The sequence below is a fragment of the Streptomyces xantholiticus genome, from assembly GCF_014651015.1.
Classification (GTDB): Bacteria; Actinomycetota; Actinomycetes; order Streptomycetales; family Streptomycetaceae; genus Streptomyces; species Streptomyces xantholiticus.
This window is the reverse complement of the sequence record NZ_BMWB01000004.1, coordinates 230404-257393: the sequence shown is the minus strand read 5'-3', so window position 1 is coordinate 257393 and position 26990 is coordinate 230404. Positions and strand designations below refer to the sequence as shown.

At 71.5% G+C, this 26990-nt stretch carries 28 protein-coding genes; 19 read left to right on the top strand and 9 right to left on the bottom strand.

Annotated elements, in window-relative coordinates:
- The first annotated feature begins 33 nt into the window (after positions 1-33).
- The 11 genes from IE198_RS09775 (at position 34) to IE198_RS09725 (ending at position 11369) form a co-directional block, all read left to right on the top strand.
- Positions 34-1317, top strand: coding sequence for an MFS transporter (locus IE198_RS09775; protein ID WP_189884822.1), 1284 nt, complete (start codon positions 34-36; stop codon positions 1315-1317).
- 9 nt (positions 1318-1326) lie between these two features.
- Complete coding sequence (gene pafA / locus IE198_RS09770; protein WP_189884820.1) at positions 1327-2688, top strand: Pup--protein ligase; 1362 nt, start codon at positions 1327-1329, stop codon at positions 2686-2688.
- A 142-nt stretch (positions 2689-2830) separates the two neighbouring features.
- The gene (locus IE198_RS09765) at positions 2831-3772 is read left to right on the top strand and encodes an FKBP-type peptidyl-prolyl cis-trans isomerase (RefSeq protein ID WP_189884818.1); all 942 of its coding nucleotides are present in this window, start codon (positions 2831-2833) and stop codon (positions 3770-3772) included.
- Positions 3773-3837: 65 nt separating this feature from the next.
- Entirely contained in the window at positions 3838-4212 is a 375-nt protein-coding gene (locus IE198_RS09760; RefSeq protein ID WP_100106326.1) for an FKBP-type peptidyl-prolyl cis-trans isomerase, read from the top strand.
- A gap of 153 nt (positions 4213-4365) precedes the next feature.
- Positions 4366-5325: a helix-turn-helix transcriptional regulator gene (locus IE198_RS09755; RefSeq protein ID WP_189884816.1), complete on the top strand. Its 960-nt coding sequence runs from the start codon at positions 4366-4368 to the stop codon at positions 5323-5325.
- A gap of 16 nt (positions 5326-5341) precedes the next feature.
- Complete coding sequence (locus tag IE198_RS09750; protein ID WP_189884814.1) at positions 5342-6337, top strand: helix-turn-helix transcriptional regulator; 996 nt, start codon at positions 5342-5344, stop codon at positions 6335-6337.
- Complete coding sequence (locus IE198_RS09745) at positions 6334-6606, top strand: hypothetical protein (RefSeq protein ID WP_229833808.1); 273 nt, start codon at positions 6334-6336, stop codon at positions 6604-6606. The genes IE198_RS09750 and IE198_RS09745 overlap by 4 nt, the downstream gene beginning before the upstream one ends.
- A 44-nt stretch (positions 6607-6650) precedes the next feature.
- Positions 6651-6848 carry a hypothetical protein gene (locus IE198_RS09740; RefSeq protein WP_189884811.1) on the top strand — a complete coding sequence of 66 codons (198 nt, stop codon included), beginning with the start codon at positions 6651-6653 and terminating at the stop codon, positions 6846-6848.
- 233 nt (positions 6849-7081) lie between these two features.
- Entirely contained in the window at positions 7082-7372 is a 291-nt protein-coding gene (gene tatA / locus IE198_RS09735; protein ID WP_189884809.1) for a Sec-independent protein translocase subunit TatA, read from the top strand.
- A 45-nt stretch (positions 7373-7417) separates the two neighbouring features.
- On the top strand, positions 7418-8383 hold the full coding sequence (tatC, locus tag IE198_RS09730; protein WP_189884807.1) for a twin-arginine translocase subunit TatC: 966 nt from the start codon (positions 7418-7420) through the stop codon (positions 8381-8383).
- A gap of 157 nt (positions 8384-8540) precedes the next feature.
- Positions 8541-11369 carry a DEAD/DEAH box helicase gene (locus tag IE198_RS09725; RefSeq protein WP_189885101.1) on the top strand — a complete coding sequence of 943 codons (2829 nt, stop codon included), beginning with the start codon at positions 8541-8543 and terminating at the stop codon, positions 11367-11369.
- Positions 11370-11493: 124 nt separating this feature from the next.
- Here IE198_RS09725 and IE198_RS09720 read toward each other — a convergent pair whose 3' ends face one another.
- The 3 genes from IE198_RS09720 to IE198_RS36575 are packed head-to-tail and all read right to left on the bottom strand — an operon-like array spanning position 11494 to position 13133.
- Positions 11494-11889: a nuclear transport factor 2 family protein gene (locus IE198_RS09720; protein WP_189884805.1), complete on the bottom strand. Its 396-nt coding sequence runs from the start codon at positions 11887-11889 to the stop codon at positions 11494-11496.
- Positions 11890-11928: 39 nt separating this feature from the next.
- Complete coding sequence (locus tag IE198_RS09715; RefSeq protein ID WP_189884803.1) at positions 11929-12900, bottom strand: ADP-ribosylglycohydrolase family protein; 972 nt, start codon at positions 12898-12900, stop codon at positions 11929-11931.
- Between the two features lie 23 nt (positions 12901-12923).
- Positions 12924-13133, bottom strand: a complete 210-nt coding sequence (locus IE198_RS36575) for a hypothetical protein (protein ID WP_189884802.1) — start codon at positions 13131-13133, stop codon at positions 12924-12926.
- Between the two features lie 69 nt (positions 13134-13202).
- Between IE198_RS36575 and IE198_RS09705 the strand changes: the two genes are divergently transcribed.
- Genes IE198_RS09705 through IE198_RS09690 form a run of 5 tightly spaced genes read left to right on the top strand, consistent with a single transcriptional unit; the run spans position 13203 to position 18598 of the window.
- Positions 13203-14471, top strand: coding sequence for an NAD(P)/FAD-dependent oxidoreductase (locus IE198_RS09705; RefSeq protein ID WP_189884800.1), 1269 nt, complete (start codon positions 13203-13205; stop codon positions 14469-14471).
- Positions 14465-15199, top strand: coding sequence for a DUF1365 domain-containing protein (locus tag IE198_RS35070; protein ID WP_229833822.1), 735 nt, complete (start codon positions 14465-14467; stop codon positions 15197-15199). Before IE198_RS09705 ends, IE198_RS35070 begins: the two co-directional genes overlap by 7 nt.
- Positions 15196-16461 carry an SAM-dependent methyltransferase gene (locus IE198_RS09700; protein ID WP_229833807.1) on the top strand — a complete coding sequence of 422 codons (1266 nt, stop codon included), beginning with the start codon at positions 15196-15198 and terminating at the stop codon, positions 16459-16461. Before IE198_RS35070 ends, IE198_RS09700 begins: the two co-directional genes overlap by 4 nt.
- Positions 16458-17786, top strand: coding sequence for a class I SAM-dependent methyltransferase (locus tag IE198_RS09695; RefSeq protein ID WP_189884796.1), 1329 nt, complete (start codon positions 16458-16460; stop codon positions 17784-17786). The genes IE198_RS09700 and IE198_RS09695 overlap by 4 nt, the downstream gene beginning before the upstream one ends.
- Entirely contained in the window at positions 17783-18598 is an 816-nt protein-coding gene (locus IE198_RS09690; RefSeq protein ID WP_189884795.1) for a DUF1295 domain-containing protein, read from the top strand. Before IE198_RS09695 ends, IE198_RS09690 begins: the two co-directional genes overlap by 4 nt.
- A 112-nt stretch (positions 18599-18710) precedes the next feature.
- On the opposite strand, the gene IE198_RS09685 is transcribed toward IE198_RS09690, so the two are convergent.
- The 4 genes from IE198_RS09685 to IE198_RS09670 all read right to left on the bottom strand — a co-directional run bounded on the left by IE198_RS09685 (position 18711) and on the right by IE198_RS09670 (position 22450).
- A complete protein-coding gene (locus IE198_RS09685) occupies positions 18711-19460 on the bottom strand; it encodes an anti-sigma factor (RefSeq protein ID WP_189884793.1) in 750 nt (249 codons plus the stop codon).
- A complete protein-coding gene (locus IE198_RS09680) occupies positions 19457-20041 on the bottom strand; it encodes a sigma-70 family RNA polymerase sigma factor (protein WP_189884791.1) in 585 nt (194 codons plus the stop codon). Before IE198_RS09680 ends, IE198_RS09685 begins: the two co-directional genes overlap by 4 nt.
- Before the next feature lie 577 nt (positions 20042-20618).
- Positions 20619-21470, bottom strand: a complete 852-nt coding sequence (locus IE198_RS09675) for a siderophore-interacting protein (protein ID WP_189884789.1) — start codon at positions 21468-21470, stop codon at positions 20619-20621.
- Between the two features lie 74 nt (positions 21471-21544).
- Entirely contained in the window at positions 21545-22450 is a 906-nt protein-coding gene (locus tag IE198_RS09670) for a 5'-3' exonuclease (protein WP_189885099.1), read from the bottom strand.
- A gap of 324 nt (positions 22451-22774) precedes the next feature.
- On the opposite strand from IE198_RS09670, the gene IE198_RS09665 reads away from it, so the two are divergent.
- Together IE198_RS09665 and IE198_RS09660 are read left to right on the top strand one after the other, a co-directional pair.
- Positions 22775-23368, top strand: a complete 594-nt coding sequence (locus tag IE198_RS09665) for a helix-turn-helix domain-containing protein (protein WP_189884787.1) — start codon at positions 22775-22777, stop codon at positions 23366-23368.
- A gap of 9 nt (positions 23369-23377) precedes the next feature.
- Positions 23378-24112 (top strand): helical backbone metal receptor, encoded by a 735-nt coding sequence (locus tag IE198_RS09660; RefSeq protein ID WP_189884785.1) that lies wholly within the window; start codon positions 23378-23380, stop codon positions 24110-24112.
- Here the strand turns inward: IE198_RS09660 and IE198_RS09655 are convergent.
- Positions 24063-25193 carry a TDT family transporter gene (locus tag IE198_RS09655; protein ID WP_373299812.1) on the bottom strand — a complete coding sequence of 377 codons (1131 nt, stop codon included), beginning with the start codon at positions 25191-25193 and terminating at the stop codon, positions 24063-24065. The genes IE198_RS09660 and IE198_RS09655 overlap by 50 nt on opposite strands.
- A gap of 70 nt (positions 25194-25263) precedes the next feature.
- Here IE198_RS09655 and IE198_RS09650 point away from each other — a divergent pair, with 70 nt between their 5' ends.
- Positions 25264-26184, top strand: coding sequence for a LysR family transcriptional regulator (locus IE198_RS09650; RefSeq protein ID WP_189884783.1), 921 nt, complete (start codon positions 25264-25266; stop codon positions 26182-26184).
- Between the two features lie 105 nt (positions 26185-26289).
- Here the strand turns inward: IE198_RS09650 and IE198_RS09645 are convergent, their stop codons facing one another.
- Entirely contained in the window at positions 26290-26985 is a 696-nt protein-coding gene (locus IE198_RS09645) for a gamma-glutamyl-gamma-aminobutyrate hydrolase family protein (RefSeq protein WP_189885095.1), read from the bottom strand.
- Positions 26986-26990 lie beyond the last annotated feature (5 nt).

The window sequence follows — 26990 nt, the reverse complement described above, 5'->3', positions numbered from 1 at the left end:
CCGGGAGTCGGCAGGCGGGGGAGAGGGGACGGCATGGCAGCCGGGTACGCAGACATCCTCAAGGCGCCGCACGCCGCACGGCTGCTCACCGGCACCCTCGTCGGGCGGCTGCCCAATGCGACGGCCCATATCGCCATCGTGCTCTTCACCCGTGCCGAGGGCGGCAGCTACACCCTCGCGGGCGCGCTCGCCGCCGTGTACGGCCTGGCCACCGCCGTCGGCCAGCCGCTGCTGGGCCGCGCCGTCGACCTGTACGGACAGCCGCGGGTGCAGCTGCCGGCCGCCGTCGTCTCCGCGCTCGGCATGTTCCTGCTGGCCGCCGTCGGCACCGGATCGCTGCTCCTCGCGTACACCGCCGTGACGGTCGCGGGTCTGTTCACACCGCCGCTCGAAGGCGGCCTGCGTGCCCTGTGGCCGAGCGTGCTGGGCCGTGAGGAACGCGTGCACCGGGCCTACGCCATGGACGCTGTGGCCCAGGAGGTCATGTTCACCGTCGGGCCGCTGCTCGTGACCCTGCTCGTCTCGCTCTGGTCACCCGGCGCCGCGCTGCTGGTGATCAACGCGACAGGCGTGGTGGGCGCCCTGTCGGTCGTGATGTCGGAGCCCTCCCGCGCCTGGCGCTCCGCCCCGCGCGAGGCGCACTGGCTGGGCGCGCTGCGCTCACCGGGCCTGCTGGCGCTCCTCAGCGCGTTCTTCTTCGTCGGTCTCGCACTCGGGTCGATCACGGTCGCGGGTGTGGCCTATGCCGACGACCACGGCCGGGAGTCCGTGTACGGCTGGCTGATGGCCGCGCTGGGCCTCGGCGCGCTCCTCGGAGGCACCGCGTACGGGGCCCGCCAGTGGGCCGGGGCGCCGGAGCGGCGGCTGCGGATCATCGTGGCGCTGCTGGCCGCCGGCTACCTGCCGCTGATCCTCACGCCCGGTGTGGTGGCCATGACGGCGCTGTCGGCGCTCGCCGGCGTGTTCCTGGCACCGGCGATCGCCTGCGCGTTCATCGTCGTCGACCGGCACGCGCCGCGCGGCACGGTCACCGAGGCGTTCTCCTGGCTGGTGACCACCTTCGGCGTCGGCGCCGCCGTCGGCACGGCCGCCGCTGGGCCGGCGGTCGAGACAGGCGGTACGGCATGGAGTTTCGCCGTCGCCGGGGCCGGAGGAATCGCCGCGCTGGTGGTTCTGACGGCCACTCAGCGGGTACTCGCAGTTCCCGGCCGTACTCAGGACATCACGGGGTCCGGCCCGCGCACGGGTACCCACTCATCGGAAAATGATCGAAACGGTGCTGCCCAACCCGGTTTCAGCTCAGGCCCTGAGGCGTAATGTTCAGACATGGACCGCCGCATTTTCGGGCTGGAGAACGAGTACGGCGTCACGTGCACGTTCAGGGGACAGCGCCGACTGTCACCTGACGAAGTGGCGCGCTACCTCTTCCGCCGTGTCGTGTCATGGGGCCGCAGCAGCAATGTCTTTCTGCGGAACGGCGCCCGCCTCTACCTCGACGTGGGTTCGCACCCGGAATACGCAACACCCGAGTGCGACAATGTGACCGAGCTGGTCACCCACGACAAGGCCGGCGAGCGCATTCTCGAAGGCCTTCTCGTCGACGCCGAACGCCGCCTGCACGAGGAAGGAATCGCCGGCGACGTCTATCTCTTCAAGAACAACACCGACTCGGCGGGAAACTCCTACGGCTGCCACGAGAACTATCTCGTCGCACGCCACGGCGAGTTCTCGCGGCTGGCCGACATCCTCATTCCGTTCCTGGTCACCAGGCAGCTGCTGTGCGGCGCGGGAAAGGTGCTGCAGACGCCCCGCGGAGCGGTCTACTGCGTCAGCCAGCGCGCGGAGCACATCTGGGAGGGCGTCAGCTCCGCCACCACCCGCTCGCGCCCCATCATCAACACCCGTGACGAACCGCACGCGGACGCCGAGCGGTACCGCAGGCTCCACGTCATCGTCGGCGACTCCAACATGTCGGAGACGACGATGCTGCTGAAGGTCGGGGCGACCGACCTGGTGCTGCGCATGATCGAGGCGGGTACCGTCATGCGCGACCTCACCCTGGAGAACCCGATCCGGGCCATCCGCGAGGTCAGCCACGACATCACCGGCCAGCGCAAGGTGCGCCTGGCCAGCGGCCGGGAGGCCTCCGCGCTCGAGGTCCAGCGCGAGTACTACGAGAAGGCGGTGGACTTCGTGGACCGGCGCGGCATCCGCACCGGCACGGTCGAGCAGGTCCTGGAGCTGTGGGGCCGCACGCTCGACGCGATCGAGCAGGAGGACCTCGACCGGATCGACACCGAGATCGACTGGGTCATGAAGTACAAGCTGCTGGAGCGGTACCGCGCCAAGCACAACATGTCGATGTCGCACCCCCGGGTCGCGCAGATAGACCTCGCGTACCACGACATCCACCGCAGGCGCGGGCTGTACTACCTCCTGGAGAAGAAGGGCCAGGCCGCCCGGATCTGCAACGACATGAAGATCTTCGAGGGCAAGTCGGTGCCCCCGCAGACCACCAGGGCGCGGCTGCGCGGCGACTTCATCCGCCGCGCGCAGGAGCAGCGGCGGGACTTCACGGTCGACTGGGTGCACCTCAAGCTCAACGACCAGGCGCAGCGCACCGTGCTGTGCAAGGACCCGTTCCGGTCGGTCGACGACAGGGTGGAGAAGCTCATCGCCGGCATGTGATCCGGCCTGCGGCCGCTGAATCTCTCGGCCTGTCGCACGTGTGTCGGAACGTCACCCGGGCCCCGTACGTTTCTCGTGCGGGGCCCTCGGCACGGCCTAGAGTGTCCCGCACCTACCGAGCCGTTAGAGATCTGAGGACCACGTGCGCCGACTTGCCGGCCTGCTCGTCGTACCCCTGCTGCTGTTGACGACAGCGGCATGCGGCGACGACAAGGGCTCCGATTCCGCTTCCACCTCGATGACGAACGGGCTGCCCACGATCACCGAGGGCGCGAAGTTCGGAGAGAAGCCGACCCTTGCCAAGGGTGAGGGCGAGCCCCCCAAGGACCTGAAGGTCAACGTCGTCAGCGAGGGCAAGGGCCAGACCCTCAAGAAGGGCGACGTCGCCCAGGTCGACTACCTGGGCCAGGTGTGGGACGGAGAGGAGCCGTTCGACAACAGCTTCGACCGCGGCGAGCCGTTCACCGTGACGCTCGGCGGCGGCGGCGTCATCGAGGGCTGGCAGCAGGCTCTCGACGGCCAGAAGGTCGGCAGCCGCCTCGAGGTGTCGATCCCGCCGGAGCTGGGGTACGGCGCGCAGGAGCAGGGCAGCATCCCGGCCAACTCCACGCTTGTGTTCGTCATGGACATCGTCAAGGGCACCACACTCCCGACGTCCGCCAAGGGCACCGAGGTCGCCCAGGACAACATCGACCTGCCCAAGGTCGGTACGAACACCGACGGTGAGAAGCCGTCCCTGACGGTGCCCAAGAAGGACGCGCCGGCCAAGCTGGTGTCGAACTACGTGATCGAGGGCACCGGCCCCGCGGTCAAGGCCACGGACACGCTGTCCGTGAAGTACCAGGGCGTCCTGTGGAAGGACGGCAAGGAGTTCGACAGCAGCTACGCCAGGGGCAACGCCCCGGTGAGCTTCCCGCTCGCGCAGGTCATCCCGGGCTGGCAGAAGGGCCTGGAGGGCAAGAAGGTCGGCAGCCGCGTGCTGCTCGTCGTCCCGCCGGACATGGGCTACGGCGACCAGGAGCAGCAGGGCATCCCGGCCAAGTCCACCCTCGTCTTCACGGTCGACATCCTGGCGGTTCAGTAGGCGGGCCGGGGCATTCTGCAAGACTGTCCCGGTTGATCGCACAGAGAACGCAAGGAGCAACATCCGTGAGCATCGAGAAGCCCGAGATCGACTTCCCGGGCGGCGAGCCGCCGGCCGATCTGGAGATCAAGGACATCTGGGAGGGCGACGGCCCGGTGGCGAAGGCGGGCGACACCGTCTCCGTCCACTACGTGGGCGTGGCCTTCTCCACCGGTGAGGAGTTCGACGCCTCGTGGAACCGCGGCACCCCGCTGCAGTTCCAGCTGGGCGTCGGCCAGGTGATCTCCGGTTGGGACCAGGGCGTGCAGGGCATGAAGGTCGGCGGCCGCCGCCAGCTGACCATCCCCGCGCACCTGGCCTACGGCGACCGCGGCGCCGGCGGCGGTCGTATCGCCCCCGGCGAGACGCTGATCTTCGTCTGCGACCTGGTCGCCGTCTGAGACTGATCCCCCGGATCTCCCGGATCTCCCGGATCTCCCGGTGACGAGGCGAGGGCCCGCGCCTTGCGGCGCGGGCCCTCGCTTTTGTCCGGACACCCCGGGGCGGTACGGTCGACGGGCTAAGGGACTTCATAAAAGAGGTGAAGGGCGTCGATGGCCATTGCCAAGGCCGAGCGGCTGATGAATCTGGCGCTGTGTCTGCTCGGGACCAGACGTCCGCTCAGCAAGCGGGAGCTGCGCGGGTCCATCGAGGCCTACCTGGAAGCGGGTTCCGACGACTCGTTCAACCGGATGTTCGAGCGCGACAAGGACGATCTGCGCGAACTCGGCCTGGTGATCGAGACGGTTGAGTCCCTCGACGGCGACATCGGCTATCTCGCGCGCCGCGACAGCAACCGGCTGCCGCCCATCACCCTGGACGCCGAGGAGGCCGCCGCACTGGGCCTGGCCGCCAAGGTGTGGCAGCAGGCACGGCTCGCGGGGGCGGCCAGCGGCGCCCTGCAGAAGCTGCGCGCGGCCGGTATGCCGGAGACCGAGGACGCCTACGAGGACCGGCACAGTGCCCTCGAACCGCGCATCCCCGTCCACGAGGCGGCCTTCGAACCGCTGATGCTCGCCTGCCGGGACCGCCGGCCCGTGCTCTTCGACTACCGCAAGGCGAACTCGGCCCGTCCCGAGCAGCGTCACGTCGAGCCGTGGACGCTCGAGTGCTGGCGGGGCCACTGGTATCTGGCGGGTTTCGACCGCGGCCGGGGCGCCGAGCGCGTGTTCCGCCTGTCCCGCATCACCGGGAAGGTCCGCTCGTCCCGCTCAGGGACGTTCACCGTGCCCGTGCCCGACGTCGTCACCGTCCGCGAGACGGTCGAGAGCTGGGCCGGGGAGACGGCGACCCGCTCGGCGCTGATCCGGCTCCGGGCCGGCTGCGGCTACCCGTTGCGTTCGAGGGCCACCGCCGTACGGGAACTCGGCGACGGGTGGGACGAGTTGGAGATTCCGTACGGACACGGTCTGGACGCCTGGCTCGTCGAGTTCGGCCCGGACGTCGTCGTGCTGGAGCCCGCGGACCTGCGGGCCGACGTGGTCGACCGGCTGCGTGCCGTGGCCAAGGGCTGAGGGGGAGTCGCGGACCATGGCGGCCAATGCCATCGATCAGACCCGGCGGATGCTGTCGCTGGTGACCTATCTGCGGGAGCGCCCCGGCGCGCGCATCGCGGACGTCGCCCGTGCCTTCGGCATCACCGAGGACGAGCTGATCTCCGACCTCGACGTACTGCCCATGTGCGGGACCAGTTTCCGCGGCGGCGATCTGCTGGACATCGACACCGACGGCGAGCGGATCTGGTGGCGCAACCCGGACGCGTCCGGCGAGTCCACTGCGGAGCCGCTGCGGCTGGCGGCCGACGAGGCGACCGCGCTGCTGGTGGCGGCCCGCGCCGTCGCGACGCTCCCCGGGCTGCGGGAGGGCGACCGCGAGGCGCTGCTGCGGGCCACCGCCAAGATAGAAGGGGCGGCCGGTGAAGCGGCGGGCGCAAGCTCCCGGCTCTCGGTGACCTTCGAATCGGAGGGCGGGGTCTTCGCCGACGTCGACCGGGCGATCTCGGAGCGGCGGCGGCTCTGGCTGCGGTACTACTCGCCGGCGCGCGACGAACTCACCGAGCGCGAGGTGGACCCGATCCGGCTCTTCGCCGTCGGCCACACGTACATGGAGGCCTGGTGCCGCCTCTCCGAGGCGCGCCGCACCTTCCGGCTCGACCGGGTCGCGGAGATCCGGCTGCTCGACGCCCCGGCAGCGCCGCCCGAGATCGAACTGCGGGACCTCTCCGAGGGCCTGGTGCAGCCGTCGGCCGACGACCCGGAGGTCGTCGTCGAGGTCGCCCCCGGCGGGCGCTGGGTCGCCGAGTACTACCCGCACGACCGGGCGGAGGAACTGCCCGACGGTGGTCTGCGCATCACGCTGCGTACGCCTGCGCCCGCCTCGCTGCGCCGGCTGGCGCTGCGGCTGGGCGGGGACGGACGGATCGTGTCGCCGCAGGACCTCGCGGACAGCGCCCGCACCGCGGCCCGGGACGCGCTGGCCGCCTACGACGCGCAGCAACACGATCCCCAGGGAGTCGGCGCCCGATGACCGTGACGCCCCGGATCCCCGCGATGTCTCCGGTCCCGGCCCGCGTCGGGCCCGTGCTCTTCAAGGCGGCCTGCCCGGACTGCCGGTCCCGGTTCGAGCTGTCCGCGGGCGCGCTGCGCCTCGCGATCGGAGGCAGCCGCCGCACCACGTTCTACTCCTTCACCTGCCCGGAGTGCGGCTCCGCGGTCCGCAAGCCGGCCGGCGAACGCATCGTGGAACTGCTCACCGGCGGCGGGGTCAGGACGCTGCGCCTGCACTCCACCGTGTGACGTCCTGTTCAAGAACCGCTACGGGAACGGTCTAGGCTCTGCGCATGTTCTGGCCCATGCTCGCCATCGCACTCGGCTTCCTCGGGATCTCGGTCCTCACGGTCCTCGCCATCAAGGTCTTCATCGAGGCGCAGCGCCTGGGCCGTGAGGTGGCCCGCACCACGGAACGCATCAACCGCGCCTCCGAGGACCTGGAGCGGGCAGCCACCGGCCTCGCCCGGGCCGGCGAAACCCTGCGCTGAGCGAGCCGTCCGCCCAGCACCGGAGATCCGACGCCCCCTCCTGCGCCGCTGTCCCTGGCGGTACGCTGCTGGTGGCGGCACCGACTGCCTCACGGGTCGCTCCGTGGAGTACGCACAGTCATTGCATCCTGTTTACCCCTGCGGGTTACGATCGCCCCATAAGCACGGTGGCCGGACATGTGTCCGACGCCGGGCAGCCCGTTCAAGCCGCCTCGGTGAGAAGGAAGTCGCACATGATCGGCAATCTGAAGCCCCTCGAGATCGTTCTGATCATCGCTGTCATCCTGCTGTTGTTCGGCGCCAAGAAGCTTCCTGAGATGGCCCGTTCTCTCGGTAAGTCGGCACGCATTCTCAAGAGCGAAGCCAAGGCGATGAAGAAGGACGACGAAGCGACGACGGCCTCGAAGCCCACCGCGGACCCGCAGTCCGGCGAGCAGACGGCACCGCGTACGATTCAGGCCGCTCCGGGTGATGTGTCCACGGCTCGTCCCGTGAACGAGCCGAACCGCACGACCCAGAGCTGACACAGTCCCCCCGCCGGTGCCGCCGCACGAAACGAGGAACGTGGGTTGCTCAACTCTGCCCGCAAGCAGGAGAAGGACGCCGAGGGGCGGATGCCGCTCGGGGAGCACCTGCGCGAGCTGCGCAATCGCTTGCTCAAGTCGGTTCTTGCCATCGTTGTCGCGGTGGTCGTGGCCGCCTTCTACCAGAAGGACATCTTCGAGTTCCTGATGAAGCCGATCCTGGAGTCGGTCGGCTGCGTCGATGGTGCGACGGAGACCAAGGACGGCCGCCCTTGCGCGGTGATGACGACGAACGGCCTGCTCTCGCCGTTCACCATCACCCTGAAGGTCTCCTTGATGGCTGGCGTCCTGTTCGCCACGCCGGTCTGGCTCTATCAGTTGTGGGCCTTCGTGGCTCCTGGACTGCACCGACACGAGAAGCGTCATTCGCTCTCTTTCGTGGCGGCCGGCGTCCCTCTTTTCGCCGGGGGCGCGTACCTGGCCTACTCGATCCTGCCGCAGACCGCGCAGATCATGCTGAGTTTCACGCCGGACAATGCACAGAACCTGCTGCCGCTCGACGATTATCTTGATCTCATCACGCGGATGATCCTCGTCTTCGGGGCGGCCTTCGAGCTCCCGCTGCTCCTTATCTTCCTCAACCTCACCGGTGTGCTGAGTGGCACGCGGATGCTCTCGTGGTGGCGCGGGATGGTTCTCGGGTTGACCGGCTTCGCCGCGATCGCAACGCCCGGCGGCGAGCCCCTCTCCATGCTGCTGCTGGCTGGTCCGCTGGCGATCCTCTACTTCATGGCGGTCGGTTTCTCCGTCCTCAACGACCTGCGTCGGCGCCGCCGGAACCCCGACGCGGAGCTCGACGAGGACGAGGCCTCCGACCTCGACCTCACCCCCGCCGCGATCGGTGAAGTGGAGTCGGTCTCCACGACGGCCCGGGCCCTGCCCGAGCAGGCCACCGGAGAGGCCGACGGCGGCCGCTCGCACCGGCTGAACGGCTACGACGACATCACCTGACGCCCGGCCGACGGGCCGAACAGCGGGCACGCCCGGTGCGGTGTGCCCGCTCGCGTATGCATCGCCGCTGTCGCTGCGGGTACTCCCCGCGGTAGATGCTCTCGTCCGATTAAAGATCGGCTCACTGTCAGAGGCGGCGGGTAGGCTCGTGAACAAGATGACCGAGGATTTCTCTCCCGCAGAGCGCTATGCCGCCGCCCGCGTCCGCGCCGCAGAGGAGGCCACCGCGCTGGCCCCCTTCCGCGCGATGTACGACTTCGATCTCGATCCCTTCCAGATCGAGGCATGCCAGGCCCTGGAGGCGGGCAAGGGTGTGCTCGTCGCCGCGCCCACCGGCTCGGGCAAGACCATCGTCGGCGAGTTCGCCGTCCATCTCGCCCTCACGCAGGGCCGCAAATGCTTTTACACGACGCCCATCAAGGCGCTGTCGAACCAGAAGTACGCCGACCTGGTCAAGCGGTACGGCTCAGAGAAGGTCGGCCTGCTGACCGGCGACAACAGCATCAACTCCGGGGCACCGGTGGTCGTCATGACGACCGAGGTGCTGCGCAACATGCTGTACGCGGGCTCGCAGTCGCTGACGGGCCTCGGCCATGTCGTCATGGACGAGGTGCACTACCTCTCCGACCGGTTCCGGGGCGCGGTCTGGGAGGAAGTGATCATCCACCTCCCCGAGTCGGTGACCCTGGTGTCACTCTCGGCGACCGTGTCGAACGCGGAGGAGTTCGGCGACTGGCTCGACACCGTCCGCGGTGACACCGAGGTCATCGTCTCCGAGAACCGTCCGGTCCCGCTGTGGCAACACGTCATGGCCGGACGGCGGATGTACGACCTCTTCGAGGAGGAGACGGACCACGGCGGCCGCGGTGTCGGCCGCCGCGAGGTCAACCCCGACCTCGTACGACTGGCCCGTATGGAGAACAGCCGTACGTACAACCCGAGTGACCGTCGCCGCGGCAAGATGGTGCGCGAGGCGGACCGGGAGCGTGAGCGGCGTCAGCGCAGCCGTATCTGGACGCCCGGCCGGCCCGAGGTGATCGACCGGCTCGACGCCGAAGGGCTGCTGCCCGCCATCACGTTCATCTTCAGCCGCGCGGGCTGCGAGGCCGCCGTGCAGCAGTGCCTCTACGCCGGCCTGCGGCTCAACGACGAGGAAGCGCGCAGAAAGGTGCGTGAGATCGTCGAGGAGCGGACCGCCTCCATCCCCGGCGAGGACCTCCATGTCCTCGGCTACTACGAGTGGCTGGAAGGTCTGGAGCGGGGGATCGCCGCGCACCACGCCGGCATGCTGCCGACCTTCAAGGAGGTCGTCGAGGAGCTGTTCGTACGCGGCCTGGTGAAGGCCGTGTTCGCGACGGAGACGCTGGCGCTCGGCATCAACATGCCCGCCCGGTCCGTGGTGCTGGAGAAACTCGTCAAGTGGAACGGCGAGCAGCACGCCGACATCACCCCCGGCGAGTACACCCAGTTGACCGGCCGCGCCGGACGCCGCGGCATCGACATCGAGGGCCACGCGGTGGTCCTGTGGCAGCGGGCCATGGACCCCGGCGCACTCGCCGGACTCGCCGGCACGCGCACCTACCCCCTGCGCTCCAGCTTCAAGCCGTCGTACAACATGGCGGTCAACCTTGTGCACCAGTTCGGGCGGCACCGCTCCCGCGAGCTGCTGGAGACGTCGTTCGCGCAGTTCCAGGCCGACAAGTCGGTCGTCGGCATCTCCCGCCAGGTCCAGCGCAACGAGGAAGGCCTCCAGGGCTACCGCGAGGGGATGACCTGCCACCTCGGCGACTTCGAGGAGTACGCGCGGCTGCGCCGCAACCTGAAGGAGCGCGAGACCGAACTCGCCAAGCAGGGCGCGGCCCAGCGCCGGGCCGCAGCCGCCACCTCGCTGGAGCGGCTCAAGCCGGGTGACGTGATCCATGTGCCGACGGGCAAGTTCGCCGGCTTGGCGCTGGTCCTCGACCCGGGCCTGCCGGCGGGCAGGACCGGCGGCCACCGCGGCTTCGAGTACCACGACGGCCCGCGGCCGCTGGTCCTCACCTCGGAGCGTCAGGTCAAGCGGCTGGCGTCGATCGACTTCCCGGTGCCGGTCGAGGCGCTGGAGCGGATGCGCATCCCGAAGTCCTTCAACCCCCGCTCCCCGCAGTCGCGTCGGGACCTCGCCTCGGCGCTGCGCTCCAAGGCGGGGCACATCGTGCCCGAGCGGCACCGCAAGGGCCGGTCGCCCGCCGCGGACGACCGTGAGATCGCCCGGCTGCGCGCCGAGCTGCGGGCCCACCCCTGCCACGGTTGCGACGAGCGTGAGGACCACGCCCGCTGGGCGGAGCGCTACCACCGTCTCCAGCGCGACACCCGGCAGCTGGAGCGGCGCATCGAGGGCCGTACGAACACCATCGCGCGGACCTTCGACCGGATCGTCGCCCTGCTGACGGAGATGGACTACCTCCGCTCCGACGAGGTGACCGAGCACGGCAGGCGCCTCGCCCGGCTCTACGGCGAACTGGACCTGCTGGCCAGCGAATGTCTGCGCGAGCGGGTCTGGGAGGGACTGAACCCGGCGGAACTGGCCGCATGCGTCTCGGCGTTGGTCTACGAGGCACGGCAGTCGGACGACGCGCTGCCGCCCAAGGTGCCGGGCGGGAAGGCGAGTGCGGCGCTGGGCGAGATGGTGCGCATCTGGGGCCGGCTGGACGCCCTGGAGGAGGAGTTCAGGATCAACCAGGCGGAGGGCGTGGGGCAGCGCGAGCCGGATCTCGGTTTCGCCTGGGCCGCGTATCAGTGGGCCTCCGGCAAGGGGCTCGACGAGGTGCTGCGCGAGGCGGAGATGCCCGCGGGCGACTTCGTGCGCTGGTGCAAGCAGGTCATCGACGTGCTCGGCCAGATCGCGGCGGCCGCCCCCGGGGAGGACAGCACCGTCGCGAAGAACGCCCGCAAGGCCGTCGATGCACTGCTGCGGGGTGTGGTGGCGTACAGCTCGGTCGGCTGATCGGCCTCCGGCCCCGGCCCGCGCGGCCGGGGCCCCGTGCGTCTGCGGTCTCCGCGGTCAGCACCGGTCGTCGGCGGTGCGTCGGCAATGTCAGCGGTCCGCACCGGTCGTCGGCGGCGGTCCGTCAGCGCCAGAACGCGTTCATCTCGTCGATGTCCTCGACGCACTCGTCGATGTCGGTGACCTTCCCGCCCACGATGGTGAAGAACAGGCCTTCGCGTATCTCGATACCGCGGTCGCCACGGTCCGCCCGCGCCGTGTGGAACGACATGACATGCCCGCGGCCGTCACCGAGCACCGCCTCGATCTGGATCTGCATCGTGCCGGCGGTCTCCTCACCGATGCGGCGGAAGTGGCCCATGATGGCTTCCCGACCCTTGTGATGCCCGGAGAGAATGTGGTTTCCGGGGACGTGGAAGACGGCATCGGCAGTGAACAGTTCACTGAGCGTGTCCATGTCGCCGGCGACGAACGCTGTGTAACCTCGCCGGACCAGGGCGCAGTCAGGGTGTTCGGACATGGTGATCCACACCTTTCGTCCGTGATTTCCCGCTTTCTGTCAATCATCCGCCGGGGTGGATCCACTGTCCACGGCCAGCGCGACGGCCAGTTCGGTGAGCTCGGGAAGCCGCAGAACCCGGTCGCCGAAACCCGGCAGCGGCACATGCAGCGGTGTCGTCCACCGCTCGGGAACCGCGTCGATCCCGTACACCGCCCCCGCCAGTGCGCCCGTCACGGCGGCCACCGAGTCGGTGTCGCCGCCGAGGTCGATCGCCGCCGCCAGGGAGTCCTCGAACGACGTCGTCGTGCGCAGCGCCCACAGCGCGGAGCCCAGGCAGGGCCACACGGCGCCGTTGAACTCGGTCGCGTCGTCGGGATGCCAGGCGGGCGACAGAACGGTGGTCCAGCGTGCGCGGTGGTCCACGTGGACATGCGGCAGCGTTTCGGGCAGGGCTTCGAGCGGGTCACCGCCGTGCAGGGCGATGCGGATCAAGTCGTGCAGGATCGCCGTGCCCTCCCAGGCGGCCCGGTCGCCGTGGGTGAGCGCGGCGATACGGCGGGCTGCCTCCATGGTCGCCGAGCGGCCGGCCCTCGCGTAGCGGACCGCGGAGGTGGCCGCCCGCATCAGCGAGCCGTTCCCCGCTGCCCGGCCCGTCATGGCGAAGTGAAGCGCCGCCGCCATGTCCCACGGATCTCCGCCGGTGAGAACGGCCTCCGTCTGGAGCCCGATGTCCTTGGGCTGGCCGGCCGCCCAGCGCTGGAACCGGCGGAAGATGTCTGCCGGTTCCAGTCCGCCGTGCTCCAGCAGCGACTCGGCGACCAGAACTGCCATCTGTGTGTCGTCCGTCGCCTCGCCGGGATCCCAGCCACCGCCGCCGCACATCTCGCCCGCTCCGCCAGTGAACCGGGCGTGGTAGACACCTGGTTCACCGAATTCGAAGGGCGCGCCCAGTGCGTCTCCGACGGCAGAGCCCACGACGGCCCCGATCGCGCGGGCGTGGCTCGTGGGCGAGGTACGGGGCTCTGTCATCCCGTCACCCTAGGCCGCGAAATTCAACGTGGCATCAGTACGGTGTCGAGGTCGGCCGTCGGGATCCTGGCGAAGGCTTCGTCGGTCGGCGCGAACTCGGCGATGTTCTCCGCCCTGTCGACGCTGCCGACCGGGACAGCCTGCTTCACCGCGCCGAACGGCTTGGAAGGGCCGGGTTGTTCGGTCTCCCACTCGAGCGACTGACTCACATCGGCGAAAGATCCGACGCTCACCAATCCGCAGGGCCGCCGGCCACGAATACGCCCCGAAGGACGGCGCGAGGCCGGCCGGAGGGAGCGGGAATGACAGCGCAGCGACGGCGCACGGCCGTGGTGGGCAGCGGTGTGGCGGGACTGACGGCGGCGTATGTGCTGCAGCGGGCACACGACGTGACGCTGTACGAGGCGGACTCCCGCCTCGGGGGCCACGCCCACACGCACGACGTCCCCTCGGCCGACGGGCGCCTGCACGGCGTCGACTCCGGCTTCATCGTCCACAACGAGCGGACCTACCCGCATCTTCTGCGGCTCTTCGGGGAACTGGGCGTGGCCACCCAGGAGTCGGAGATGAGCATGTCCGTACGGTGCGAGGGCTGCGGCCTCGAGTATGCGGGCGCCCGTGGCCCCGCCGGTCTGCTGGCCCGGCCGGGCAACGCCCTGCGCGGCCGCTATCTGCGCATGCTCACGGAGGTGCTTCGCTTCCACCGGCTGGCCCGCCGGCTGCTCGACGAACCGGGGAACGAGGACCTGACACTCGGCCGGTTCATCGCCGACGCAGGCTTCTCCCCGTACTTCACGGCCCACTTCATGAAGCCGGTCGTCTCCTGCGTCTGGTCGTGCGACGCGGCCACAGCGCTGCGCTACCCCGCCCGCCATCTGTTCCGATTCCTCGACCACCACGGCATGCTGGCGATCACCGGATCACCGGTGTGGCGGACCGTCACCGGCGGCTCGCGCGAGTATGTGGAGCGCGTCGCCAAGCAGCTCACCGCCGTTCGCACCGGCACGCCGGTGCGCGCCGTGCGCCGCCGGGCCGACGGCGTCGAGCTCACCGCGGACGACGGCGACGTCCAGCGTTACGACAGCGTGGTCATAGCCACCCACCCCGACCAGGCGCTGCGTCTGCTCGCCGACGCGACCGACCGGGAACGACAACTCCTCGGCGCGTTCACCTACTCCCGCAACACCACGCTCCTGCACTCCGACGCCTCCGTCCTCCCGAAGGCCCCCGGGGCCCGCGCCAGTTGGAACTTCTCGATGCCCGCGTGCGACGCGGGCACCGAGCGGGTCCGCGTCAGTTACGACATGAACCGGCTCCAGCGGCTCGACGCCCCCGAGCGGTACGTGGTCACGCTCAACGGCTCCGGCGAGGTGGACGCCGGCCGGGTGCTCGCGCGCATGGAGTACGAACACCCCGTGTTCACCCCCGAGTCGGTCGCCGCCCAGCGCCGGTTGCCCGAGCTGAGCGGCCCGGTCACCGCGTACGCCGGTGCCTACCACGGCTGGGGCTTCCACGAGGACGGCTGCCGCTCCGGCATCGAGGCGGCCCGCGCGTTGGGAGTGACCTGGTGAACGGCCGGCCGGCCCTCTACACCTGCACGGTCGCCCACGTCCGGACCGCACCCCGCCGGTACGCCCTGCGCCACCGCACCTACATGTGGCTCATCGACCCCGACGCACCGCCGAGCCTGCCCCGCCCGCTGCGGCCCCTGGCCCGGTTCGACGCACGCGACCACTTCGGCGGCTCGGGGCCGACCGTCCGAGCCGGTCTCGAGGCGTTCCTCGCCGAGCGTGGGGTGGACCTCGGGGGCGGACCGGTCGTCATGCTCGCGCACGCCCGGGTGCTGGGCCACGTCTTCAACCCGCTGACGCTCTACTGGTGCCGGTACCGCGACGGCAGTCCCGCATGTGTGGTCGCCGAGGTCCACAACACCTACGGCGAACGCCACTGCTATCTGCTGGAGCTCGACGAACGCCACCGGGCGTCGGTGGACAAGGAGTTCTACGTCTCCCCGTTCTTCCCCGTCGACGGCCGGTACCGGATGCGGCTCCCGGAGCCCGGCGAACGACTCGACCTCACGGTCCGGCTGGAGCGCGCCGGCGGCCGGCCCTTCACCGCCACCCTGCGGGGCGAGCGCCGCCCCGCCACCACCCCCGGCGTGCTGCGCGCCGCGCTGCGGAACCCGCTGTCCACGCTGGCCGTGTCGGCCGGCATCCGCTTCCACGGCATCCGGCTGTTCCTGCGCGGCCTGCCGGTGCAGCCCCGTCCCCGTCATCTCACCCAGGAGGGTGTCAAGTGAGCGTGCCCGTCATCCCCCAGGCCCCGCGGGCCGCGTCCGTCGACGCGCGCCGCTGGCCGGACGTCGCCCGCCTGCCCAAGTCGTCCCGGCTGCGCACCGCGGCGGCGGAGCGGCTCGTGAGGCACGCGATCGGCGGACTGCCACTGCGGGTGCGGCTCGCGGGCACCGCGGAACCGATCGGCCGCGGCGGACCGCTGATGGACGTCCGCGACCCGCACGCCTTCTTCCGCCGCATCGGCGCGGAGGGGCTCATCGGCTTCGGCGAGTCCTACATGGCGGGGGAGTGGGACGCCCCCGACCTCGTCGGCACCCTCACCGTGCTCGCCGAGCACACCGCCACCCTGGTCCCCGAGCCGATGCAGCGGCTGCGAAGTCTGTGGGCGCCCAAGCAGCCTGACCGGCACCACAACACCGCGGAGGCGGCCCGGGCCAACATCAGCCACCACTACGACCTGTCGAACGAGCTGTTCTCCCTCTTCCTCGACGACACCCTCACCTACTCGTCCGCGATCTTCCGCGGCTTTCCCGCCGACCACCAGCTGCTGTCCGCCGCCCAGCACCGAAAGATCGACCGGTTGCTGGACCTGGCACACGTCGGTCCCGGCACCCAGCTGCTGGAGATCGGCACCGGCTGGGGCGAACTGGCGATCCGGGCCGCCGCGCGCGGTGCCCGGGTCCTCACGGTGACGCTGTCCGCGAAGCAGCAGGCGCTCGCCGTGCAACGGGCGCGCGCTGCAGGAGTGGGTGACCGGGTGACCGTCCTGCTGCGCGACTACCGCAAGGTGCTCGGCCGGTACGACGCCATCGTCAGCGTGGAGATGATCGAAGCGGTCGGCGCCGAGTTCTGGCCCGAGTACTTCCTGACCCTCGACCGGCTGCTCGCACCCGGCGGACGCGTGGCACTGCAGGCCATCACCATGCCGCACGAGAGGATGCTCGCGTCCCGCGCCACCTACACCTGGATCCAGAAGTACGTCTTCCCCGGCGGGCTGCTCCCGTCGAGGGAGGCCGTGCAGCACGTCACCGACCGCTTCACCGGGCTGAGCATCACCGCATGGGACACCTTCGGGCCGCACTACGCGGAGACCCTGCGGCTGTGGCGTGAACGCTTCGTCGCATGCGCCGCAGAGGTGGACGCCCTCGGCTTCGACGAGACGTTCCGCCGGATGTGGAACCTCTACCTCGCCTACTCGGAGGCCGGTTTCCGGTCCGGATACCTCGACGTACAGCAGTTCCAGCTCACGAAGGGACCCACGGCGTGAGGCCCACCACCGCACTCGGCACCGGCAGCCGCACGGCCACGGGCACGGCCGCCCGGCACCTCGTGCCGCTGATCGAGGAACTGCTGGGCGGCAGGCTGCCGCTGAAGCTGCGCGCCTGGGACGGCTCCACCGCCGGAAGCGGTCCCGAGGACGGGCCCGTCGTCGTGCTCCGCTCCCGCCGGGCGCTGCGCCGACTGCTGTGGCAGCCCGACGAACTCGGCCTGGCCCAGTCGTACATCACCGGTGAACTCGACATCGAGGGCGACCTCGCCGAGGCTCTGCGCATCATGTGGGCAGCGGTACGCGAACGGGCGCTCGCCCCGCCCCGCCTCACGCTCGCCGACCGGGCCAGGGCGGCGGGCGCGGCGCTGCGCCTCGGTGCGGTGGGCCCGCGCCCGCCCGCACCCGCCCCCCAGGCCCGGCTGACCGGCACCCTGCACAGCAGGTCCCGTGACCGGGCCGCCATCAGCCACCACTACGACCTCTCCAACGAGTTCTACGCCCTGCTGCTCGACGGGACCATGGCGTACTCCTGCGCCTACTGGACCCGCGAGGAGGGCCCCGGGTACGGCCTCGCCGACGCCCAGCGCGACAAGCTGGAGCTGATCTGCCGCAAGCTCGGCCTGCGCCCCGGGGCCCGGCTGCTGGACATCGGCTGCGGCTGGGGATCGCTCACCCTGCATGCGGCGCAGCACCACAAGGCGCAGGTCACCGCCGTGACCCTGGCCGGGGAGCAGGCCGAGTACGTACGGGAGCAGGTCCGCGTTCGCCGCCTGGGCCACCTGGTCGACGTGCAGCTGTGCGACTACCGCGACATCGAGGGCGGATCGTACGAGGCGGTCTCCACGATCGAGATGGGCGAGCACGTCGGCGACGCCGAGTACCCCGCGTTCGCCGCCACACTGCACCGGATGCTGCGCCCGCAGGGCCGGCTGCTGGTCCAGCAGATGTCCCGCGGCGCGAACGCGCCCGGCGGCGGCGCCTTCATCGAGTCGTACATCGCGCCGGACATGCACATGCGCCCCCTCGGCGAGACGGTGTCGCTGCTGGAGAGGGCAGGCCTCGAGGTACGGGCCGTGGAGTCGATGCGCGAGCACTACACGCGCACCGTCGGTGCCTGGCACCGGACGCTGGAGGACCGCTGGGACCGGTTTGCCGCACTCGTGGGCCAGGAGACGGCACGGGTCTGGCGGCTGTATCTGGCGGGCGGCGCGCTGGCGTTCGAGGAAGGCCGGATGGGCGTCGACCAGATCCTGGCGGTACGGCCTTCGGACACCGGCCGGTCCGGTATGCAGGGGACCTCGCGGGACGGGTACGCGCGATGAACGGGTTCTCCTGGGAGGCGTTCGCGCTGGGCCTCGGCCCCGCCGCGGGCGCCGCCTTCGCCGTCGTGCTGGTCACCTTCGTCGTCGCCGTGCGCAAGCGTGTGCACCGGGTCGTCGACGTGGCGTGGGGCATCGGTTTCACCGCCGTCGCTCTGGTGACCTACGCGCTGTCGGCCGGGGCGGGCGACGGCGGGCGGCGGCTCCTGGTCACCGTGCTGACCGCGGTGTGGGGTCTGCGGCTGGCCGGGCACATCGGCCTGCGCGGACGCGGGCACGACGAGGATCCCCGGTACGAGAACCTGCTCGCCAAGGCCCCGGGCAACCGGAACCTGTATGCGCTGCGGGTGGTGTATCTGCTTCAGGGCGCGCTGGTCTGGCTCGTCTCGCTCCCGGTGCAGGGCGCGCAGTACGTCCCGGGGCCGGTCGGGGCGATCGGCTGGGCCGGCTTCGGTGTGTGGCTCGTCGGGTTCTGCTTCGAGGCGGTCGGGGACCGGCAGCTCGCCCGGTTCAAGGCGGACCCGGGCAACCGGGGACGGATCATGGATCGCGGTCTGTGGGCATGGACCCGGCACCCCAACTACTTCGGCGACTTCCTGGTGTGGTGGGGGCTGTTCCTGCTCGCCTGCGGACACGTCGGCGTGGCGGCAGCCACCGTCGTCGGCCCGCTGGTCATGACGTATCTGCTGATCGGCGGAAGCGGCAAGGCGCTTCTCGAACGGCACTTGGCCCAGCGGCCGGGGTATGCGGAGTACGCCGCCCGTACGAGTGGTTTCTTCCCGCTGCCGCCGCAGAAGGACCGGCCGAGGCCCTGAAGCGCCATTCGGGCGCCGGGGACCGGGTCGGTCCGGCCCGCGGCCCACGGGAAACGGCCGCCGCCAGACGTCGGGGGCCACCGGTGGGCCGGGATGGCGATGGATCAGGCGGTCAGACGGGGAGCTTCATCAAGGCCAGCGGCTCCGACGTCGGCTGCGCGGAACCGCCCGCCGGTTCGACGGTGATGCCCATGCCTGACGCGCCGTCCACCGGCCCGTCCATCAGCATCGCACTCGTGGAGTCGGACGGGTCCATCAGCCCGGCCGGCCTCATCACGTCCCCGTCGGCGAACCACAGCTGGTACACCTTGCCCGCCGGCGGCTCCGGCAATCCGGAGACGAGGAACGCCGCCTCGTCCCGGCCGCGCGACACGACCACCGTGCCGGTCGCGCCGTCCGTCAGCCTGCCCGACGTCACCGTGGCGTCGGGCGCCGCGAGTACCCCGGCCAGCTCCTCCGCCCGCGTCTGCGCGCGCTCGGCCACATCGCGGGCGTCCCGCGCCTCCTGGTGCTGCCAGAGGGCCACCCCGCCGAACGCGGCGGCCGCCGCGACGCTCGCGGCGAGCGCGAACCGCGACAGGGCGCGTCCTGCCCGGGACCCGCCGCGCCGGCTCTGACGGGGGATCTGCGGCGGTTCCTGGCGCTCCGCAGAGATCCGCGCCATCACCTGGAGCTTGAGCGCCGCAGGCGGCGTTACGGCCACGGCGGAGGCCAACCTACCCGCCGTCGCAGCCAGTTCACGTACCTCCTGGGAACACGACGGGCAGCCCGGCAGATGGCGCTCGAACTCGGCGTGCTCCTCCGGCGACAGCGCGTGCAGCACATAAGCACCCGTCAGCAGGTGCAGATCACCCGTGTTCATACGCTCACCCCCAGGCAGTCGCGCAGCCGGATGAGCCCGTCGCGCAGCCGTGTCTTGACGGTGCCCAGCGGCACGGAAAGCAGTTCCGCGACCTCCCGGTAGGCCAGCCCCCGGTAGTACGCCAGGGTCACCGACTGGCGCTGAAGCTCCGTCAGCCCGCGCAGACAGCGCCGCACCTGCTCCCGCTCCAGGCGGGCCTCCACCTGCTCGGTCACCTCGTCGTACGCGGGCGTGCGCTCCAACAGCGCGGCCCGGCGCTCCCGGTGGGTGGCTGCCTGCGCCGACCGCACCCGGTCGACGGCCCGCCGGTGGGCGAGTGTGAGGATCCACGTCATCGCCGAGCCGCGGGACGGCCGGTAGCGGGCGGCGGACTTCCAGACCTCGAGCAGCACCTCCTGCGCCACCTCCTCCGACTGGGCCGGGTCGCGCAGCACGGTGCGCACCAGGCCGAGGACGGCGCCACCGACCGTGTCGTACACCTGGGAGAAGGCGTCCTGGTCACCTCTGGCCACCAGGCCGAGCAGTTCCTGGAGATCTGGCCCCGCCGAGGCGGGGCCGCCGATGTGCACGGCTTCTTTCACGCGGCGTTCCTCCACGGTGCGGACGCGTCGAACGGCTTTCCACCGTGCGTTCGGAGCCGAACGCCCGGCGGATTGGTCCGGGTGCGCCGCATCGTGTCACGACCGCCCGGCCACCTCTCGTCCGCCCCGTCCTGCCTCGCCCTTCCCGAACCGGGCAGGCCCCGCACCCCGTACGGCGCTTCGCGCCGGGCCCGGGGCCGCACGGGCCGGTTTCCGCTCCGCGGACCAAGCCCCGCTGCTGCGTGCAGTTGCAATGCGGAGGAAGGAGTCCACGCGCTGGGGCACCTCCCCCGCCCGGAGGGCTACGGGGGAGTCGGCGACTGATGACGACGCAGCGTGGGGGTAGCTCCCGCGTCGAAGGCCGCGGGGGAGGTCGTGCCCCCGGCCACGCGGGCCGGACATGATCCGAACGACAGGCCCCAGGAGAGCCCCCAGAGACACCGCGCAGAGTGCCGTGGACGGGTCCGGGCCCGCCCCGCCACGCGGTGGAGCCGCACATGCGGTACGGCGGAGACAAGGGGCGGGAGGGGAACAGGCCCGCCGTAGGCGCCAACGCACCCCGCCCAAGGTCAGGGCGTCACGCCGCGCCTTCCTGCTCCCGTTCCACCTGCTCGTTCCACTCCCGCTTCACCGCGCGCCACGCCTCGTCCGTCTGGCCCAGCCGCCAGTAGCCCGAGATCGACAGCTGGTCCTTGGGGACCTGACGCTCCATCCGCAGCAGGCGGCGCAGTTCCCTCACGCAGGCCGCCTCGCCATGCACGAACGCGCAGACCCGGCCCTCCGGGAAATCCAGCGCCGTCACGGCCTCGACGAGCGCCTCACCCACCGGGCGCTCGCCTCGGTGGAGCCAGGTGATCTCCGTGCCGTCCGGGGTGGCGGTCTTCTGTTCGTCATCGGGGCCGGCGACCTCCACGAAGGCGTGGACGACCGCTCCCGCCGGCATGCGCTCCATCGCCGCAGCGATCGCCGGCAGTGCGCTCTCGTCGCCGGCCAGCAGGTGCCAGTCCGCCTCGGGGGCCGGGGCGTAACCACCGCCGGGGCCGAGGAGCCGCATCGTGTCGCCGACGCGGGCGAGGGCCGCCCACGGGCCGGCCAGGCCCTCGTCGCCGTGGACGACGAAGTCGATCGTCAGCTCGCGGTGGGCGGCGTCCCAGCTCCGCACCGTGTACGTACGGTTCGCGGGCCACTGGTCGCGCGGCAGCTCCTCGCGGATCCGGTCCATGTCGAACGGCTCGGGGTACGTGACGCCCTGGGGTGGGAAGATCAGCTTGACGTAGTGGTCGGTGAACCCGGCGAGCTCGAACGCGGCGAGGCCCTCACCTCCGAGCACCACCCGCACCATGTGCGGGGTGAGCCGTTCGGTGCGCACCACCTTCGCCTCGTGGACCTTCGGTGACTTGCGGGGCGGTCGTTCCGCTCGGTCTGCCACGGTGCTGCTCCCCTGGACGATGACGGTTGCTTAGGCTTGCCTAAGTTAACACCTTCGTCCAGCAGGTCGGCGCCTCAGCGCCCCAGCGCGTTCAGCAGCCGCACCACGGCGCCGCCCAGCCCCCACCGCTGCGCGAGCTCCTGGAGGGCGACGGGGTCGCGCGGTGCGGCGGGCAGCGTGGCGTCGAAGTCCGGCAGGGCCACGTCGGAGGCGACCCGCACCACCTTCGGTGCGACGGCGACATACGCCCGTGCCTCGTCCAGCCGTCGGCGCTGCGCGGGAGTCAGCTTCGAGGTGCGGTCGCCGACGGCTGCCATGATCCCGTCCAGGTCGCCGTACGCTGCGAGCAGCTTGGCCGCGGTCTTCTCGCCGATTCCCGGCACGCCGGGCAGTCCGTCGCTCGGGTCGCCCCGGAGCAGCGCCAGGTCGACGTAGCCCGGCCCGTCCACCCCGTACCGCTCGCGCAGCCACGCCTCGTCCGTGGTCTGCAGTGTCCCGACGCCCTTGAGCGGATACAGCACACGCCGCTGCCGGGCGTCGTCGACCAACTGAAAGAGATCGCGGTCGCCGGTGACGATGTCCACGGGCCCGGTCGCCCGCGTGGTGAGCGTACCGATGATGTCGTCCGCCTCGTAGCCGTCGGCGCCGACGCGGGCGATGCCGACGGCCGCCAGCACCGCCTCGATCACCGGGACCTGCGGGGTGAGCGTGTCGGGGACCTCTTCCTCGTCCGGTCCGAGTGCGTGCTCCTCCGCGACGCGGTGGGCCTTGTACGAGGGGATGAGGTCGACGCGCCACCGGGGCCGCCAGTCGTTGTCCCAACAGGCGACGAGATCGTCCGGCCGGTGGTCCTGGACCAGCCGCGCGATGAAGTCGAGGAGTCCTCGCACCGCGTTGACCGGTGTGCCGTCGGGCGCCCGGACCGAGTCGGGGACCCCGTAATAGGCCCGGAAGTACAGGGAAGCGGTGTCGAGGAGCATCAGGCGTCGGGTCACAGGCACGATGATGCCGCACCCCACCGACAGCCGGCCCGCGCCGGTGTCCGCCGCCCCGGCGGAGGCCGGAAGGCGAACCGGGTCACACTTCGGTTTGATCCTTTCGGGTCAAAGGAGATGCGGGCCCGGAGCGAATCCGGTTCCGGTTTCAACGATTGCGCCGTCGAGAAGGCGGGACCCACCCCCCTATCCGGTGTCCTTTTCCGGCCCGCCCACCCCCTCCCGGGCCCTTGCTCATGGGCTTGTCGAGTACGGGTGGGCAGATGGTGCGTATGGTGAGACAGGACCCAGGGGAGGGGAGCCCGGCCCATGGACGCGAAGGACGCGAAGGACACCAAGGAGAGGGAAGAGCCTCTCCGGGTGGGTGCTGCCGTGCGCAAACGCCGGAGGAACCTCGGCCTCACGCTGGCCGCCGTCTCCGCTCGCAGCGGCCTCTCCGTGCCCTTCCTCAGCCAGATCGAGAACGAGCGCGCCCGGCCCAGCATGCGCTCCCTCCAGCGGGTCGCCGACGCCCTCGACACCACCGCCCAGCGGCTGCTCGCCGCCTCCGACGCGGGACGCACCGTCGACCTCGTACGCGCCGGTGACGACGCCCGCTCCTCAGGGCCCGACGACGGCATCCGTGCCCTGGTGCGCGGACGGCACCAGCTGAACGCCCTGGAGTTCACCGGGGAGCAGGAGACCGGCCGCGAGTTCGAGCACCGCAACGACGAACTGCTGTACGTCGCGGACGGCTCCGTCGAGGTGGAGGCGGAGGGCCGGGCCTACCGGCTGGGCCCCGGCGACTCGCTCTTCCTGTCCGGCGGCGTACGCCACCGCTGGCGGGCCACCACCCCCGACACGCGCATCCTCGTCGTCGCGGTCTCCGAGCACATCGCCACGACCAGCGACCCGCACGGCTGAGGCGGCCCGGTGCGCGTCGTCTCCCTGGTGCCCTCGCTGACCGAGGCGATCGCGGTCACCGCGCCCGGACTGCTGGTCGGCGTCACCGACTGGTGCAGCCGTCCGCCCGCGCTTGACGCCCGGCGGATCGGCGGCACCAAGAACCCGGACGTGGCGGCGGTGCTGGGGCTGCGGCCCGACCTGGTCATCGCCAACGAGGAGGAGAACCGCGAGGCCGACCTGACCGCGCTGCGCGAAGCGGGCGCCCAGGTCCTGGTCACCGAGGTCCGCGGGCTCGGCCAGGCCTTCCGCGAACTGGAGCGGGTGCTGGTGACCGGGTGCTGTCTTGCCCGCCCGCGCTGGCTGGACGAGGCCGAGGAGGCATGGGCGGCTGTCGAACCGCTGGCGCGGCTGCGGGCCGTGGTGCCCGTGTGGCGCCGACCGTGGATGGTCCTCGGCCGCGACACGTTCGCCGGGGACCTGCTCCACCGGCTCGGCGTCGTGAACGTGTACGCCGGGCACGCCCAGCGCTATCCGCGCATCCCGCTCGACGAACTGCGGGCGAGCGGCGCCCAGGCCGTCGTGCTGCCCGACGAGCCGTACCGCTTCACCGCGGACGACGGCCCGGAGGCCTTCCCCGGCCTGCCTGCGGCGCTCGTCGACGGGCGGTACCTGACCTGGTACGGACCGTCCCTCGTCAAGGCTCCGCAGGCGCTCAGCACGGCGCTGCGGGCAGTTCTCGGCGCAGCAGGCCGCGCAGGGTGAGAGTCCCGGCGACTGACCAGGCCGCGACGAGGAACACATAGAGCGCGACGGCCAGCCACTCGTAGGCCACCAGACCCGTATGCTCCGCGAGGGTCTCCGCGCCGGTCACACACGTGCCGACGGGAAAGGTGAACGCCCACCAGCCCAGGGTGAACGGCATGCCGCGCCGGGCCGCCCGCAGCACCATCGCCGCCGCGAGCGCCAGCCACAGCAGGGCGAACCCCATCACCGGCACGCCGTGGACGACGGCCAGTGCCCCGAGCCCCGCCGCGTAAGGGGTGTCGACGGCGCCCGGCGCGACGTCCGCCAGTTTGTTCACGGCGGTCGTCGACTGGCCGAGCGGGCCGAGCACCAGGAACAGCGCCGGGGTCAGGGCGAGTGGCAGCGGGCCGTGGTGCACCAGACGGGCGAAGACCACCGGCAGGATCAGAAGCGTGGCCAGCAGGCTCAGGCCGAACATGGCGTAGCTCGCGAGCAGTATCGTCTCCCGCCACTGACCGGGCGGCAGATACGGCACCAGGAGCGGCCCGAAGGACGCGGAGACCATCGGCGCTACCACGGGCAGCAGCCACACCGGGGACGCGCTGCCCGGCGTGATCCTGTGGCTCACGACCATCAGATACGGCACGACGACGGCGGCGGCCAGCCCGATCAGCGTCCCCACGCCGAACAGGGCGAACGCGGCCGTGGTCGCCGGTCCCTCCCCCACCACGTCCTTGCCGACGGTGAGGGTGCCGACGCCGACTGCCAGCAGCGCCATCGCCGGACAGCCGTAGAAGGGTGCCACGGCCGGATCGAGGAGATGGGCGCGGGCCTGGTCCCGGTGGTGGACCCAGTGCGCCGCGCGGGCCGTCAGCACCACGGCCAGCAGCACGGCCGACAGTGCCCAGACGACGGTGCACGCCGCCCGCATCCCGGGGACGTCCAGGGGGAGCGCGATCCCGGCACTCCCGACGATCGCCGTGCCCATGACGGTGGCGTACCAGTTCGGACCGAGATGCCGGAGTGACGGCATCCGGGGCGCGACGGCGACGCGGACAGGCGCTGGAGGGCGGGGGAGAGGCTGCACGGCGGTGACCATGGCACCACGCTCGCCCAGACGACCGCCCCCCACCAGCGAGCTTGCCCCTATCGCCTCATAAGCTGGTCTTATGAGCGAAGAGCCACGAGTGCCGCTGACCCACCGGGTGCCCGACCTCGGGGCGCTGGAACTGCTGCTCGCGGTGGCCCGCCACGGAAGCCTCGGGCGTGCGGCCCGTGAACTCGGCATCACCCAGCCCGCGGCGAGCAGCCGCGTCCGCTCGATGGAACGCCAACTGGGCGTCGCCCTCGTCGACCGCTCCCCGCGCGGCTCCCGGCTGACCGAGGCGGGATCGCTGGTCACCGACTGGGCCCGGCGCATCGTGGAGGCGGCGGAGGCGTTCGACGCCGGTGCCCAGGCGCTGCGGGGCCGCCGCGACTCGCGGCTGCGGGTCGCGGCGAGCATGACCATTGCCGAGTACCTCCTGCCCGGCTGGCTGATCACGCTGCGGGCGCAGCGCCCCGACACGGCGGTCTCGCTGATCGCGGGCAACTCTTCGGCGGTGGCGGACCGGCTGCTGGCCGGCGAGGCCGACCTCGGCTTCGTCGAGGGCCTCGCCGTTCCGGACGGCCTGGACGGCACGGTCATCGGGCACGACCGGCTGTTCGTGGTCGCGGCCCCCGGCCACGCATGGGCCCGGCGGCGCCGCGCCCCCGTGACGCCGGAGGAGCTCGCCCGAACCCCGTTGGTGCTGCGCGAACGGGGCTCGGGCACGCGGCAGGTGCTCGACTCGGCGCTCTCCCGGTACGGCGGGCTCTCCGCCCCGCTGATGGAGCTCGCCTCCACCACGGCGGTGAAGGCGGCGGCGGTCAGCGGGGCGGGGCCTGCGGTCCTGAGCGAGCTCGCGGTGACGGAGGAACTCTCCTCGCGCCGCCTGACGCGGGTCCCGGTCGAGGGCGTCGCCCTCGAACGCGACCTGCGCGCGGTCTGGCCGCACGCCCAGCGGCCGGTGGGCCCGGCGCGGGACCTGCTGGGGCTGACGCGGGGTTAGTCGTTGGTGCGTGGTGCGTGTCGCCGGGCGTAGGGAGGGCGGGTGGGGAAACGCCCCGCGCCGCGGGCCACTCGCATGGAGCAGGCCTACCCGTTCGCCACGGCCCTACCCACGCGCCGCCCCCACCAGCCCCGACATCACCCGCCCGTCCGTCCCCATCTCGGGGTGCCACTGAACCCCCAGCACCCACGACCCACCCGGCAGCTCGACCGCCTCCACCGTCCCGTCCTCCGCGTACGCGCTCGGCACGAGACCCTTCCCCAGCCGGTCCACCGACTGGTGGTGGTACGCCGGAACCGACGAGACCTCCGGGACCAGCGACCCGTACAGCGTGCCCGGCACCGGTTTCACGGGGTGCTCGCCGAAGACGCCGACGGTCTCGGTGTGACCGTCGAGGTGCTGCACCAGCGTCCCGCCGAGAGCGACGTTCAGCAGTTGCATACCGCGGCAGATGCCGAGCAGTGGCGTCCCGGACGCGAGGGCGGCACGGATCAGGGCCAGCTCCCAGGCGTCGCGTTCGGGTGCCTGCGGGCCGGTGCGGGGCTCGCGCTCGGCGCCGTACCGCTCCGGTGCCACGTCCGGGCCGCCGGCGACGACGAGGCCGTCGAGGCGGGCGACGGCGGACTCGGCGAGGGACGGCTCGTCCGGCGGGAGCATCGCCGCGAGGCCGCCCGCCGCCTGGACGAGGCGCGGATAACCGGCCGGCAGCAGCGCGGCGGGCAACTCCCAGACGCCCCACCGCGCGGCCGCCTCCCAGTACGTACTGACCCCGATCAGCGGCCGGTCCGACGGCGCGCCCATGGCAT

Bases quoted from the DNA above. Each gene is read 5' to 3' on its own strand.
- IE198_RS09775 (WP_189884822.1), top strand. From the start codon at position 34: ATGGCAGCCGGGTACGCAGACATCCTCAAGGCGCCGCACGCCGCACGG.
- pafA (WP_189884820.1), top strand. From the start codon at position 1,327: ATGGACCGCCGCATTTTCGGGCTGGAGAACGAGTACGGCGTCACGTGC.
- IE198_RS09755 (WP_189884816.1), top strand. From the start codon at position 4,366: ATGGCCATTGCCAAGGCCGAGCGGCTGATGAATCTGGCGCTGTGTCTG.
- IE198_RS09750 (WP_189884814.1), top strand. From the start codon at position 5,342: ATGGCGGCCAATGCCATCGATCAGACCCGGCGGATGCTGTCGCTGGTG.
- IE198_RS09745 (WP_229833808.1), top strand. From the start codon at position 6,334: ATGACCGTGACGCCCCGGATCCCCGCGATGTCTCCGGTCCCGGCCCGC.
- IE198_RS09740 (WP_189884811.1), top strand. From the start codon at position 6,651: ATGTTCTGGCCCATGCTCGCCATCGCACTCGGCTTCCTCGGGATCTCG.
- tatA (WP_189884809.1), top strand. From the start codon at position 7,082: ATGATCGGCAATCTGAAGCCCCTCGAGATCGTTCTGATCATCGCTGTC.
- IE198_RS09725 (WP_189885101.1), top strand. From the start codon at position 8,541: ATGACCGAGGATTTCTCTCCCGCAGAGCGCTATGCCGCCGCCCGCGTC.
- IE198_RS09720 (WP_189884805.1), bottom strand. From the start codon at position 11,889: ATGTCCGAACACCCTGACTGCGCCCTGGTCCGGCGAGGTTACACAGCG.
- IE198_RS09715 (WP_189884803.1), bottom strand. From the start codon at position 12,900: ATGACAGAGCCCCGTACCTCGCCCACGAGCCACGCCCGCGCGATCGGG.
- IE198_RS09705 (WP_189884800.1), top strand. From the start codon at position 13,203: ATGACAGCGCAGCGACGGCGCACGGCCGTGGTGGGCAGCGGTGTGGCG.
- IE198_RS09690 (WP_189884795.1), top strand. From the start codon at position 17,783: ATGAACGGGTTCTCCTGGGAGGCGTTCGCGCTGGGCCTCGGCCCCGCC.
- IE198_RS09685 (WP_189884793.1), bottom strand. From the start codon at position 19,460: ATGAACACGGGTGATCTGCACCTGCTGACGGGTGCTTATGTGCTGCAC.
- IE198_RS09670 (WP_189885099.1), bottom strand. From the start codon at position 22,450: ATGCTCCTCGACACCGCTTCCCTGTACTTCCGGGCCTATTACGGGGTC.
- IE198_RS09665 (WP_189884787.1), top strand. From the start codon at position 22,775: ATGGACGCGAAGGACGCGAAGGACACCAAGGAGAGGGAAGAGCCTCTC.
- IE198_RS09655 (WP_373299812.1), bottom strand. From the start codon at position 25,193: ATGGTCACCGCCGTGCAGCCTCTCCCCCGCCCTCCAGCGCCTGTCCGC.
- IE198_RS09650 (WP_189884783.1), top strand. From the start codon at position 25,264: ATGAGCGAAGAGCCACGAGTGCCGCTGACCCACCGGGTGCCCGACCTC.
- IE198_RS09645 (WP_189885095.1), bottom strand. From the start codon at position 26,985: ATGGGCGCGCCGTCGGACCGGCCGCTGATCGGGGTCAGTACGTACTGG.